This is a genomic window from Arthrobacter cavernae (assembly GCF_017368795.1).
Taxonomy (GTDB): Bacteria; Actinomycetota; Actinomycetes; order Actinomycetales; family Micrococcaceae; genus Arthrobacter; species Arthrobacter cavernae.
The window spans coordinates 1-12,826 of sequence record NZ_JAFNLL010000025.1; the positions used below are offsets into that span (position 1 = coordinate 1).

General features: G+C 65.5%; 12 protein-coding genes. 4 read left to right on the plus strand and 8 right to left on the minus strand.

Going from position 1 to position 12,826, the window contains the following annotated elements; all coding sequences use genetic code 11:
* Both J1902_RS10880 and J1902_RS10885 read left to right on the plus strand, forming a co-directional pair.
* Positions 1 to 437: lipoyl synthase (locus tag J1902_RS10880; protein WP_504739364.1), on the plus strand; the 437-nt coding region annotated here is incomplete at its 5' end.
* Between the two features lie 85 nt (positions 438 to 522).
* Positions 523 to 1,284 carry a DUF4191 domain-containing protein gene (locus J1902_RS10885; RefSeq protein ID WP_207616280.1) on the plus strand — a complete coding sequence of 254 codons (762 nt, stop codon included), beginning with the start codon at positions 523 to 525 and terminating at the stop codon, positions 1,282 to 1,284.
* Between the two features lie 99 nt (positions 1,285 to 1,383).
* Here the strand turns inward: J1902_RS10885 and J1902_RS10890 are convergent, their stop codons facing one another.
* Positions 1,384 to 1,821, minus strand: coding sequence for an RDD family protein (locus J1902_RS10890; protein WP_207616281.1), 438 nt, complete (start codon positions 1,819 to 1,821; stop codon positions 1,384 to 1,386).
* A 322-nt stretch (positions 1,822 to 2,143) separates the two neighbouring features.
* On the opposite strand from J1902_RS10890, the gene glnA reads away from it, so the two are divergent.
* A complete protein-coding gene (gene glnA, locus J1902_RS10895) occupies positions 2,144 to 3,568 on the plus strand; it encodes a type I glutamate--ammonia ligase (protein WP_207616282.1) in 1,425 nt (474 codons plus the stop codon).
* Between the two features lie 520 nt (positions 3,569 to 4,088).
* Here the strand turns inward: glnA and J1902_RS10900 are convergent.
* The 5 genes from J1902_RS10900 to J1902_RS10920 all read right to left on the minus strand — a co-directional run bounded on the left by J1902_RS10900 (position 4,089) and on the right by J1902_RS10920 (position 10,819).
* Positions 4,089 to 4,619 carry a GNAT family N-acetyltransferase gene (locus J1902_RS10900; RefSeq protein ID WP_207616283.1) on the minus strand — a complete coding sequence of 177 codons (531 nt, stop codon included), beginning with the start codon at positions 4,617 to 4,619 and terminating at the stop codon, positions 4,089 to 4,091.
* 35 nt (positions 4,620 to 4,654) lie between these two features.
* Positions 4,655 to 4,861, minus strand: coding sequence for a VOC family protein (locus J1902_RS10905; protein WP_207616284.1), 207 nt, complete (start codon positions 4,859 to 4,861; stop codon positions 4,655 to 4,657).
* A gap of 282 nt (positions 4,862 to 5,143) precedes the next feature.
* Positions 5,144 to 5,812, minus strand: coding sequence for an S-layer homology domain-containing protein (locus J1902_RS10910; RefSeq protein ID WP_207616285.1), 669 nt, complete (start codon positions 5,810 to 5,812; stop codon positions 5,144 to 5,146).
* Positions 5,813 to 6,457: 645 nt separating this feature from the next.
* The gene (locus tag J1902_RS10915; protein ID WP_207616286.1) at positions 6,458 to 9,469 is read right to left on the minus strand and encodes a bifunctional [glutamine synthetase] adenylyltransferase/[glutamine synthetase]-adenylyl-L-tyrosine phosphorylase; all 3,012 of its coding nucleotides are present in this window, start codon (positions 9,467 to 9,469) and stop codon (positions 6,458 to 6,460) included.
* Positions 9,470 to 9,478: 9 nt separating this feature from the next.
* A complete protein-coding gene (locus J1902_RS10920; protein ID WP_207616287.1) occupies positions 9,479 to 10,819 on the minus strand; it encodes a glutamine synthetase family protein in 1,341 nt (446 codons plus the stop codon).
* 194 nt (positions 10,820 to 11,013) lie between these two features.
* Between J1902_RS10920 and panB the strand changes: the two genes are divergently transcribed.
* A complete protein-coding gene (gene panB, locus J1902_RS10925) occupies positions 11,014 to 11,919 on the plus strand; it encodes a 3-methyl-2-oxobutanoate hydroxymethyltransferase (RefSeq protein WP_207616288.1) in 906 nt (301 codons plus the stop codon).
* 46 nt (positions 11,920 to 11,965) lie between these two features.
* On the opposite strand, the gene J1902_RS10930 is transcribed toward panB, so the two are convergent.
* Together J1902_RS10930 and J1902_RS10935 are read right to left on the minus strand one after the other, a co-directional pair.
* Positions 11,966 to 12,541, minus strand: a complete 576-nt coding sequence (locus J1902_RS10930; protein WP_207616289.1) for a YceI family protein — start codon at positions 12,539 to 12,541, stop codon at positions 11,966 to 11,968.
* Between the two features lie 98 nt (positions 12,542 to 12,639).
* Positions 12,640 to 12,804, minus strand: a complete 165-nt coding sequence (locus J1902_RS10935; RefSeq protein WP_207616290.1) for an SPOR domain-containing protein — start codon at positions 12,802 to 12,804, stop codon at positions 12,640 to 12,642.
* Positions 12,805 to 12,826: the final 22 nt, after the last annotated feature.

Consider the following 12,826-nt stretch of genomic DNA (forward strand, 5'->3'; position numbering starts at 1 on the left):
GCTACGAGCGCTCCCTGGACGTCATCACCCAGGGCCGGGACCACGGGATGGTCACCAAGTCCAACCTCATCCTGGGCATGGGCGAAACCCGCGAGGAGATCTCCGAGGCCCTCGCGGACCTGCACGCCGCGGGCTGCGACCTGGTCACCATCACCCAGTACCTGCGCCCGAGCGAGCGGCACCTGCCCGTGGACCGCTGGGTCAAGCCCCAGGAATTCGTGGACCTCGCCACCGAGGCCGAGGAACTCGGCTTCCTGGGCGTCATGTCCGGGCCCCTGGTCCGCTCCTCCTACCGCGCCGGCCGGCTCTGGGCCACCGCCATGCGCAAAAAAGGCCGGCAGATCCCCGCCCACCTGGCCCACATCGCCGAGGGCATCCAGGACTCCGGCACCACCCGCCAGGAAGCCCGCACCATCCTCGCCGCCCACGCCGGCTAGGAGCAGCATCATCAAGTCATAAGGACCGGACCCCGGCAAGACCGGAGTCCGGTCCTAGACGTACATCACGTAGAATTAAGGCACTATGGCGAACTCCCCTGATTCCAGCAAGACGACCCCGTCGGCCGACGCTCCCAAGCGTGGGCTGTTCAACCGCAAGCGCAAGGAAGCGAAGGCCAAGAAGCCGAGCCAGCTGAAGCAGATCGGCGAGGTCTTCAAGATGACCCGCCGCAACGACCCCCAGGTCGTCTGGCTGATGCTCCTCGCTTTCCTTGCCATCGTCGCCGTCAGCTTCCTGGTCGGCTTCCTCCTGGAAAACTGGGTCACCGGCCTGATCATCGGCATTCCGCTGGGTCTGCTCGCCGCCGTCTTCATCCTCTCGCGCCGGGCCGAGCGCGCCGCTTTCGCGCAGATCGAGAACCAGCCGGGCGCCTCCGGCGCGGCTCTGGGCACGCTGCGCCGTGGCTGGATCACCCAGGACCAGCCGGTTGCCGTCAACCCGCGCACCCAGGACGCCGTGTTCATGGCAATCGGCCGCCCCGGCGTCGTTCTTGTCGCCGAAGGGCCCTCGCACCGCATCAAGCCTCTGGTCGACGCCGAGCGCAAGCGCCTGGCACGCATCCTCCCGAACGTCACCATCCACGTCATTGAAAGCGGCCGCGGCGAAGGCCAGGTGCCCCTCAACCAGATTGCCAAGAACATGGGCAAGCTCAAGAAGGAACTCACCAAGATCGAGGTCAACGCCGTCAGCAAGCGCATCAACTCGCTGGGCAACCGTCTGCCGATCCCCAAGGGCATCGACCCGTACAAGGCCCGCCCGGACCGCAAGGCCGCCCGCGGACGTTGATCGTTCCACGTAAAAGCGCCCCGCCTCCTGGTGTCCAGGAGGCGGGGCGCTTTCGTGTGCAGCTGCGCTTTCGTGTCTGCAGTTTTGTCGGAGGGAAGGCTACATCCGGATGAGGATGGTGTTCATGGCCTTGTCATGGATGCCGCGCTGGTCCGGATCAAAGATGACCGCGGGGATCACGAGGCACAGGAGCAGGGTGCGGACCAGGGCCGCGAGCGGGCCCGCAGAGCCGCCGCCGAGCCGGACCACGTGGATTCCGGCGATCCGGTGCCCGATGCTGTAGCCGAGGGTGCCGATCAGGAGGATCTGCTCGGCGGCAAACACCGCCAGGGTGGCCCACTGGTTGCCGCCGAAGGCGAAGTTGCTGATGACCAGGGCAAGGGTCCAATCAATGGCGATCGCCAGGATGCGGCGTCCTGCCCGCGCCATCGAACCGGGGCCGGACTCGGGAAGGCCGAGCCTCTCGCCCGGGTACTTGGAGATGCCGGAGGTATCCGGTCCGGTGAGCCATGAGCCAATGTCTTTGCGATCTACCACCCTTCAAGACTAACGGCTGCGGCTTTCAGTGCCCGACGGCGGGGGCTTCTTCGGGGGTGTCCGCCCGCCTTGCGCTGCCTGGGCTGTTCACCCGTTGGACGGCAATCGCCAGTGAATATGGAGTGCGGCTAGCGTTAACGCGGCAGATGTTTCTGTAACCTGCCCGAAACAATACGGATACTCCAGGGAAATCCCATGTCCCTAAGGTTGTATAAGTTGCTAGCCACGGCGGCAAGGGGGAGATTTTTGTGTCTCCCCCTATCGCATTGCGCTGGACCAGACGGCCTCCTGGCCTGTTACTTGATATGCGTAAGGAGCATAGATGTTCAAGACCGCGGACGAAGTCCTCCAGTTCATCAAAGACGAAGACATCAAGTTCGTCGATATCCGCTTCACCGACCTGCCGGGCGTCCAGCAGCACTTCAATGTGCCGGCCAAGAGCGTAGACCTCGACTTCTTCGTCCACGGTCAGCTGTTCGATGGCTCCTCAATCCGCGGCTTCCAGGGCATCGCCGAGTCCGACATGCAGCTCATCCCGGACGTCACCTCGGCCTTCGTGGACACGTTCCGCATCGAGAAGACGCTCGCACTGAACTTCTCCATCGTGAACCCGCGCACCGGTGACCCGTACCACCGCGACCCGCGTGGCGTGGCTGAGAAGGCTGAAGCCTACCTCGCCTCCACCGGCATCGCCGACACCGCGTTCTTCGCTCCCGAGGCCGAGTTCTTCGTCTTCGACAACATCCAGTACCAGTCCTCCCCGCAGGGCAGCTTCTACAAGATCGACTCCGAAGAAGCCCACTGGAACACGGGCCGCAAGGAAGAAGGAGGCAACCTCGGCTACAAGACCCCCGTCAAGGGCGGTTACTTCCCGGTTGCCCCGACCGACAAGCAGGCTGACCTGCGCGACGCCATGTGCGTCGAGCTGGACAAGGCCGGCCTTGAAGTTGAGCGCTCGCACCACGAAGTTGGCTCCGCCGGCCAGGCAGAAATCAACTACAAGTTCACCACGCTGACCTCGGCTGCCGATGACCTGCAGAAGTTCAAGTACGTCATCAAGAACACCGCTGACGCGTGGGGCAAGTCCGTCACCTTCATGCCGAAGCCGGTCTTCGGTGACAACGGCTCGGGCATGCACTGCCACCAGTCGCTGTGGAGCAACGGCGAGCCGCTGTTCTACGACGAGAAGGGCTACGCCGGCCTCTCAGACATGGCCCGCTGGTACATCGGCGGCCTGCTGAAGCACTCCTCGGCTGTTCTGGCCTTCACCAACCCGACCGTCAACTCCTACCGCCGCCTGGTCAAGGGCTTCGAAGCTCCGGTCAACATGGTTTACTCGCAGGGCAACCGCTCCGCCGGTATCCGCATCCCTATCACGGGCTCCAACCCGAAGGCCAAGCGCATCGAATTCCGCGCTCCGGACCCCTCCTCGAACCCGTACCTGGCATTTGCTGCCCAGCTGATGGCCGGCATTGACGGCATCCGCAACCGCATCGAACCCCCGGCTCCGATCGACAAGGACCTCTACGAGCTCCCCGCCGAGGAAGCCAAGGACATCCCCAAGGCTCCGGGTTCCCTCGAGGAAGCCCTCGAAGCACTGCGCGAGGACAACGAGTTCCTGCAGGCCGGCGGCGTCTTCACCCAGGACCTGATCGACACCTGGATCGAATACAAGTACGAGAACGAAATCAAGCCGCTCGCGCTGCGCCCGAATCCGTACGAGTTCGAGCTCTACTACAGCTGCTAGTCAGAACACGCGGCTAAACGGGGTTTAGTCCGGAGAAATCTGGATTCCCCACACGAGAAGGGGCCACAGGCATCACGCCTGTGGCCCCTTCTCTGCGTTTCGGCCAGGTGTTCGAAGCCTTAGCCACGCAACGACACTCAAGGAGGCCAGCGGGACCGAACGCCCCCTGCTAACGGCTTGGGCGGTCGCGCGTCCACGTCTTCCACGAGCGGACAAGGTTCACGGACGCCACGAAAAGCCCGCAGGACAGGAACACGGCCCACACAATGTCGGCAACGTACGGGTGCATCACGACCCCCTGTGCAGCGGGTGGCGGACGTCCCCGAATCCGTTGAGTTCGAGCGGGGCTACTTGGTGGGCTGTGAACGCCTTGCTCATATCGAGTCCTGTCGGTCGGTTACGCCCCCGTTACCAGCCATCGCGGGGTCTGGAATGCCGCAATTGTACCGCTTGGACCAGCCTACTTATAGGCTCCCACGGCATCTTCCAGCGGGCCGCAATTGTTTAGGAAGCGCTCCAGTCAGGGCGCGTCACCCCGGAACGCCACGTACATGATCCGCTGCGGCCCGGCATCCCCGCCGAGGTACTGCCCGTGGTCGGTGAACCCGGCCTTCACGTAGGCGGCCTGCCCGGCCGGGTTCCGTTCATTGACGGAGAGCACGACGCCGGCCTGGCCGCCACCCAGCCGCCGCGTCAGTTTCCGGGCTTCCTCCACCGCGGCTGCCGCGGCCAGTGTCCCGAGGCCTCTCCCCTGCTGCCGCTTGTCGATCAGGAAGCCGCGCAGCAGCCAGGCCGAATCGTCGTCCGGCCAGCCTGCAAGCCGCGCCGCCCCGGGCTGCAGGGTCAGGACGCCCACGGCCGTCCCTCGGGCTTCGATGACATACGGCAGCCGGGCCTCCTCCTCGAGGCCCAGGAGCATCATCCGGAAGGGGTCGCCGACAAAGTCGATCTGCCCCGCGGCCAACTCCATCCCGGCGACCGCACCGAGCTGGATGGCGCGGGCGTCGTCGTCGAGCATTTTCAGCGGGATGAGCCATACAGAGTCAAGCATCCCCCGAGCCTACCGAACGGCGGGGCCCGCCGGATTTATGCCAAGGCGACCGCCACATGGGCGGTGGCGGCCGCAGAGCTGCTTCGCCTCGGCCCGCTGTAGGAGGGCATGCCGGCAGGGTCCATCCACGCGATCTCCCAGAGGCGGCCGTCCCGGTCCTGGAAGCTCTGCGTGTACATCCACCCCACGTCCTGGGCGTCGTTGGACACGGAACCGCCGGAAGCCAGCGCCTTGGCGAGCATGTCGTCACAGGCCTCCTTGCTTTCCGCGGAGCGACATGATCACCTCGGTGCCGACGGAGGCGTCGTCATTGAGAATCATGCAGGCGCATTCTCATCAGTGAGCTTCGGGCGTTGGCAGAAACCGGAAGCACTCTGCGGTCGACATGCAACTGATAGAGAAACGATTAACCTACGGCATCACGTTTTCCGTAAAAGAGGCCTCCCGCCCGGAAACTGAACGAATCCGGGCGGAAAGCCCCGTCACTTCGGCCTAACTCGGTGATGAATCTACGGAGCCGGGGCTCAGAAGGCCTGGTCGAAGCGGAAGAGGAACGCGGCCGTGGCATCGCGGTGTACATCTTCAAATGGGTGGAAGGTGCCGTCCGGGAAACCGGTGGTGATGCCGTTGGACGCCAGCCAGGTGACTTCCTTGTAGAACTGGCTCGCCGGTGTCATATCGCTGAAGGGCGAGACGGCCGGCGGCGTGAACTCAGGTTCACCCTCGAGCCGGAAGATGAAGGCAGCCATGTCCTTGCGGTTCACGGCCATCTGCGGTCCAAACGTGGTGGGCGTGATTCCCATGGTTATGCCGGTGTTCTTGAGCCATACGATCTCCTCGAAGAACTGGTGGTCCGTCGGGACATCGGTGAACGGTGACGTGGCCGGCAAGTCGACATTGGGGGATCCCGAGAAACGGAACAGGAACGCTGCCATGGCGGCGCGGTTGACCGAGCTCAGCGGACGGAAGGTGCCGTCGGTGAAACCTTCCGTGATACCCCGGTCCTTCATCCAGGTGATCTCAGTGGCGAACTGGTGGGCCGCGGAGACGTCGATGAACGGCCCTTCGAGCTGGCCCTCTTGCTCAATGTTGGGGCCCTCGCCTGGACCGGGGCCCTCCGCCTGGGGAAGGGCCGCACCGGCCGGACCTGACACCAGTGTCGCCAGCAAGGTCCCGGCTGCCAGCCCCGTCACCACCTTTCGAAGTAGGTGCCGTCCCCTGTCTGATCCTGGCCTGCGAAATTCCGTCTGCTCCATGGAACAATCTCCTTGTCGTCGAGGGAAACCACTTCAGCCCGCGGTTGCCCGTCCGCTCACTGTGCTTTGCAAAGCTTGGGAAAACCCTTGTTGCAAGCTTGGGAAAACCCTTGGGACCCGAGCGGCGATTCTCTGCTTTCCTGAGCCGGGCACCTGTGGAGGATGGCCGCGTGCCGGAACTCTTCGCCTTGGCCTGCCGGATGCCGTCCCGGACGATCTCCGTGATACGCGCCGGAGTTCAGGCTGAGTGTCAGCACACCAGCCACCCAGAAGTCGATGGGCTGGCCTATCAGCTGCGGGATGCCGAAGTAGAAGAAGACCGCCATACCAGCAGCGGCGTGCCGCGGAAGACGCTGACGAACATGGTGGCGATACCGCGTGTCAACGCCAACCGCGGAACACCCACGCTCGTGGAAGTCTTCTGGAAACCCCTGAACAAGCCGATCAGAATAGCCTGGTACTGGCCCTTCGACTTCAGTTCCGCCGGACTCCAGGAGACCGGCAAAGTACTTATGGAGGCTACCCGTTATTTACCGTGGGTAACCCGCATTTACCGTGGGTCTGTACCCCGGCTGACGGGCATCAGGTGCCGTAGAACTGCTTCTCGAACACTGCACGGGCGCGGCGGCTCAGGCGCAGGTAGTCTTCCTCGAACTGGGCCGCAATGCCCGGCGTGTAGCCGCACCAGCGTGCCACGGCTTCCAGATCTCGCCGGGACGAGGGCAGCACATCGGAGGCCCTCCCGGTCACGACGACATTGGCCGAGCGGATCCTGCTGGCCAGCCACCAGGCCTTCCGCAGCAGTCCTGCGTCCCCCTTGCCCAACAGGCCCAGGGACTCCGCCGCGGCCAGCGCCTCGAGCGTCGAGCTGGTCCGCAGCTCCGGATGCCTGCCGGCATGCTGCAGCTGGAGCAGCTGCACCAGCCACTCGACGTCGCTGAGCCCGCCGCGTCCCAGCTTGACGTGCCGTGCCGGATCGGCCCCGCGGGGCAGCCGTTCGGACTCCACGCGGGCTTTGATCCGGCGGATCTCCCGGAGGTCCTGTTCGGCCAAGGCCTCCGGGTAGCGGATGGGATCGATCAGGGAGAGGAAGTCGGCAGCCAGTCCATCCGAGCCCGCCATCGGCCGGGCCCGCAGCAATGCCTGGGCTTCCCAGATCAAGGACCACCGCCGGTAGTACTCCGCATAGGACTCCAGCGAGCGGACCATGGCACCGTTCTTGCCCTCGGGGCGGAGGTCGGCATCCACCACCAGCACGCGCTCGGCCATGATGGCCGGCTTAAGGGGCTGCGTCAGCAGGCTCGAGATGTGCCCGACGATCGCCGTTGCCTGCTCCTGGGCCTCTTCCTCCGGGAACCCGGGCAAGGCGCGGTGGACGTACATGACGTCGGCATCGGAGCCGTAGCCGATCTCGCGACCACCCTGCCGGCCCATGGCCACCACCAGGACTTCGGTCTTGAGCGGTGCTGTGGCCGAGACGATGTTCTCGGCCACGTGGAGGGCGCCCAGGACGGCGGCGCGGTCCGTGTCGGCCAGGGCGAGGCCCACCTCCTCCTGGTCCAGAAGACCTGAGCTGTCGGCGATGGCGATGCGCAGTGTCTCGCGGCGCCGGATGAGCCGGATCAGGCGCATGGTCTTCTCCGGCTCGGCATGCCGGGACATCTTGGACTGAATTTCCTGCCACTGTGCCTCGAAGGAGATGGGCAACAGTTCCTTGTCGTTGCCCAGCCAGGCCACCGATTCGGGCGAGACCTCCAGCAGGTCCGCCATCAGCCGTGAGTTGGCCAGGACGTGGCAGAGCCGCTCGGCGGCTGCCTGGGAATCCCGGAGCATGCCGAGGTACCAGTGCGTGGTTCCCAGCGCCTCGCTGACGCGCCGGAAGCCAAGCAGGCCGGCGTCGGGGTCCACCCCCTCGGCGAGCCAGCTGAGCAGGACAGGAAGCAGCTGCCGCTGGAGGGCCGCACGCCTGCTGACGCCGCCGGTCAGGGCCTCGATGTGCCGCATGGCACCTGGCGGATCCAGGTAGCCCAGTGCGGCGAGGCGGCCCTGGGCCGCCTCGGGCGTCAGCCGGGCGTCTTCGCTGCTCAGCGCCGCTGCGGTGTTCAGGAGCGGACGGTAGAAGATGCGGTCGTGCAGTTCCCGCACCGAGCGCTTGGTCTTCTGCCAGGTCCCGATCAACTGGTCCGGGTGCGGCCGTTCGGTGCTGAACGGGCCCAGGACCGCTTTCGCCAGGAACCGCTGCGCCTCGGCGCTGGCCGGCATGAGGTGCGTGCGGCGCATCTGGAAAAGCTGGATCCGGTGTTCGAGCAGGCGCAGGTAACGGTAGGCGTTGTCGAAGGCAGCGGCGTCCGCCCGTCCGATGTAACCACCGGCGGACAGGGCGGCGATGGCTGAGGTGGTGTCCCGGCGGCGCAGTGATTCGTCCGACTTGCCATGCACCAGCTGGAGCAGCTGCACAGTGAATTCGACATCCCGCAACCCACCGCGCCCCAGCTTGATCTGGCGCTGTTCCTCGGCGGCGGGGATGTTGTCGGTGACGCGGCGGCGCATGGCCTGGACGGATTCCACAAAGCCCTCACGGCCGGCGGAAGCCCAGACGAGCGGCTGCACGGCGTCCTCGTAGCGGGCACCCAGTTCCTTGTCTCCGGCGATCGTCCGGGCTTTGAGCAGCGCCTGGAACTCCCAGCTTTCAGCCCAGCGCGCGTAGTAGCTCAGGTGCGAGGCGAGGGTGCGGACCAGGGGGCCGGACTTTCCTTCCGGCCGCAGATTGGCGTCCACTTCCCACAGCCCGGGTTCCGGGGCCGGGGAGGAAATCACCCGGGAGATGCCGGCCGCAAGGGCCGTCCCGATCGTGGCCGCACGGGCGTCTTCCAGCCCGGACGCCTCGATGACGTAGATGACGTCGACGTCGGAGATGTAGTTCAGTTCGCGGGCACCGCACTTGCCCATCCCGATGACGGCAAGCCCGACGGCGGCGATCTCGGCGGCGTCGAACTGGCCGGCGGCTTCGGCGCGAGACACCGCGAGGGCGCCCTCGATCGCGGCGCCGGCGAGATCGGCGAGTTCGGCCCCGACGGCAGGCATGTAGTCCTGTGGCGACGCGGCGCACAGGTCCTTGATGGCCAGTTCCGCCAGTCCGCGGCGGTAGGCGGTGCGCAGGGCCGCGTAGGCGGGCACACCAGTCAGCCCGGCCACCGGACGGGGCGAACCCGGCTCGGCCCGGACGCTGCGCAGGAACCGGGAACGCAGCTCCTCGGCATCAGTCGGCACCGGTTCCGGGCTGACCCGGACGTTGAACACGTCCAGGTGCTCGGGGCGCCGGATCAGGAATTCGCCGAGGGCCTCGGAGGCTCCCAGCAGGCGGAAGAGCGGCTCGCTGGTGTCCGGATCGGCCGCGGCAAGGTCCTTCAGTGCCGGGTGCTTCTCGATCAGCCGGACCAGGGACTGCAGGGCCGTGTCCGGGTTCGCGGCAATCGAGAGGCCCGCGAACAGGGTGTCCTGGTCGATCCCCTCCAGCTCGGGCGCGCCAAGGAACCTCTCGCCCTTCTCAAGATCACTGAAACCGGCCGAGATGAGCCGACGTGCAAGGCTCATGCGGAGCGCCTAGAGAATGCCGAGATTGCGCTTGAGCTCGTACGGGGTCACCTGGAGGCGGTAGTCCTGCCATTCGGCCCGCTTGTTGCGCAGGAAGTGTTCGAACACCTGCTCGCCGAGGATCTGTGCCACAAGCTCGGATTCCTCCATGGCCCGGATGGCATCGTGCAGGCTGGCCGGCAGCGGGGCGTGGCCCATGGCCCGGCGTTCCGCCGAGGTCAGCGACCAGACGTCGTCCTCTGCCGCCGGGGGAAGCTCGTAGCCTTCCTCGATGCCCTTGAGCCCGGCGCCCAGGAGCACGGCGTAGGCGAGGTAGGGGTTCGTGGCCGAATCGATGCCGCGGTATTCGATCCGGGCGGACTGGCCCTTGCCCGGCTTGTACAGGGGCACGCGGACCAGGGCGGAGCGGTTGTTATGGCCCCAGCTCAGGTAGCTTGGTGCCTCGCCGCCGCCCCAGAGCCGCTTGTACGAATTCACGAACTGGTTGGTGACTGCCGTGAATTCGGGGGCGTGCTTGAGGATGCCGGCGATGAACTGCCGCGCCGTCTTGGAGAGCTGGAACTCGGCGCCGGCCTCGAAGAAGGCGTTGGTGTCGCCTTCGAACAGGGAGAAGTGCGTGTGCATGCCCGAGCCCGGGTGGTCCGTAAACGGCTTCGGCATGAACGTGGCGTAGGTGCCCTGCTGCAGGGCCACTTCCTTGATGACGGTGCGGAACGTCATGATGTTGTCCGCGGTCTGCAGGGCATCGGCGTAGCGCAGATCGATTTCGTTCTGGCCGGGGCCGCCCTCGTGGTGACTGAACTCGACCGAGATGCCCACCGACTCCAGCATCGTCACCGCGGTGCGGCGGAAGTCCTGGGCCACGCCGCCGGGGACGTGGTCGAAGTAGCCGCCTTCATCCACGGGAACGGGGTAGCCGCTGGCGTCGAGCTCCTTGGACTTCAGGAGGTAGAACTCGATCTCCGGGTGCGTGTAGCAGGTGAAGCCCATGTCGGCGGCCTTCGCGAGGGTGCGCTTGAGGACGTTGCGGGGATCGGCGGCCGAGGGCTCACCGTCCGGCGTCAGCACGTCGCAGAACATCCTGGAGGTCTGCTCGGTTTCGCCGCGCCAGGGCAGGATCTGGAAGGTGGAGGGGTCCGGCTGGGCCAGCATGTCGGATTCGAACACACGGGCCAGTCCTTCAATGGCGGAACCGTCGAAGCCCAGGCCCTCCTCAAAGGCGCCCTCGACTTCCGCCGGAGCCAGCGCCACTGACTTCAGCGAACCCACGACGTCGGTAAACCACAAGCGTACGAAGCGCACGTCACGCTCTTCGATCGTCCGCAAAACGAACTCTTGCTGGCGGTCCATGGGGCCTCTTTCTCCGGTTCTAACGTCCACGCCGCGGCTCCAGGATACGGAGGCGCGCGGCAGCTCAGCTTTTACTCTACTAAGCATTGGCGCCGAATGGCGGCGGCGCGGACACCACGTAACACAGCGTTTACAAACGGGGCTCCGGGGCTGTCCCGGTGGCCCGGGCCGCCGGCACGGCTTAGGCTCTATCCATGGCCCCAAGCAACCATCCCGAGTCCAGCACGCCCAGCGAGACCACGGCGCCCTATGGCACCGGCCCGGCAGCCGCCGCCGCGCCGCCAGCCGGCGACGCAAAGAAACCCCTTGCCCGGATCCGGACGCACCACCTGCAGCAGGCCAAGAACGACGGCGGACATTTCGCCATGCTCACGGCCTACGAGCAGTACACGGCCGAGATCTTCGACCAGGCCGGCATCGAGGTGCTGCTGGTGGGCGACTCGGCGTCGAACAATGTCTTCGGCAACGAAACAAGCCTTCCGGTCACTGTGGACGAACTCCTCCCTCTGTGCCGGGCAGTTGCGCGCTCCGCGCACCGCGCCCTGGTGGTGGCGGACCTGCCGTTCGGCAGCTACGAGGTCTCAGCAGAACAGGCCGTGGCCACCGGCGTCCGATTCCTCAAGGAGGGCCTGGCCCACGCCGTCAAGATCGAAGGCGGCGCGTTCTACGCCAGCACCGTGCGCGCCATGGTCCAGGCCGGCATCCCCGTCATGGCCCACATCGGCTTCACCCCGCAGAGCGAACACTCGCTCGGCGGCTACCGGGTCCAAGGCCGCGGCGACGACGCACAGCGACTGGTTGACGACGCCGTGGCGCTCCAGGACGCCGGCGCGTTCTGCGTCCTCATGGAAATGGTGCCCGCCGAAACCGCCGCGGCCGTTGATGCCGCGCTGCGCATTCCGACCGTCGGCATCGGCGCCGGCAACGTCACCACGGGGCAGGTACTCGTGTGGCAGGACATGGCCGGGCTGCGCGGCGGCAAGATGGCCAAGTTCGTGAAGCAGTACGCGGACCTGCGCGGCATCCTCAGCGAGGCCGCCACGGCCTACGGCGAGGATGTCCGCTCGGGCCAGTTCCCCGGCCCCGAGCACTCCTTCTAGAGCTTGGGTGGATTCTTAGGGCCGGACGGAGATTCCTGGGGCCGGCTCACCCTTGCGGTGTGCCGGCACTGTCCTCGACTTTGATGGCGGAGACTTCAAATTCTAGGGTGATCTTGTCCGACACGAGCACGCCGCCGGAGTCCAGAGCCGTGTTCCATTTGAGACCGAAGTCCTGGCGGTCGATGCGCCGTGATCCTTCAAATCCCGCCCGCAGGTTTCCCATGGGGTCGCGCTCCACGCCGATGAAGTCCATCGGAACCGCTATCTCCTTGGTGACGCCCCGGATGGTGACGTCCCCGTTGACGATAAAGTGGCCCTGATCCACCTGGTCAACACGGTTGCTGATAAAGGTGATCTCGGGGAAGTTCGGCGCGTCAAAGAAGTCGTTGGTACGTAGGTGCTGGTCCCGGTCTGCGTTGCGCGTATCAATGCTCGCCACCTTGATAGTCAGCCGAACGGAGGACTTATCCGGATGTTCGGCATCCGCATTGATGGCGCCGTCGAAGTCATTGAATGCACCGCGGACCTTGGTAACCATGGCGTGACGGGTGGAGAAGCCGATCCTCGTATGAGTGGGGTCGAAGCGCCACTCTCCGGAATAATCCGACATGAGTTCGGTCATTGTGAAATCCTCCTGTGCACGGATCCGGTACGCCACGGACGTTCCGGAATTGCCTAAACACTAACATCCTGCCCGAGCCGCACTCCGGGAACGCAACACTAGTCTTCCTCGCCCTTCTCCCAGGCTTCGTTGCGCGCCTTGACTTTTTCCAGGGCGTGCTCGGCTTCTTCGCGGGTCTTGTACGGCCCGATCAGCTGCGTCCAGTCAGACATGGCGTCTTCTTCGACCTCATGGGTCTTGACGTTGTACCAGAACTCCGTCACGTTTCCTCCTCGGTGCGTGGGC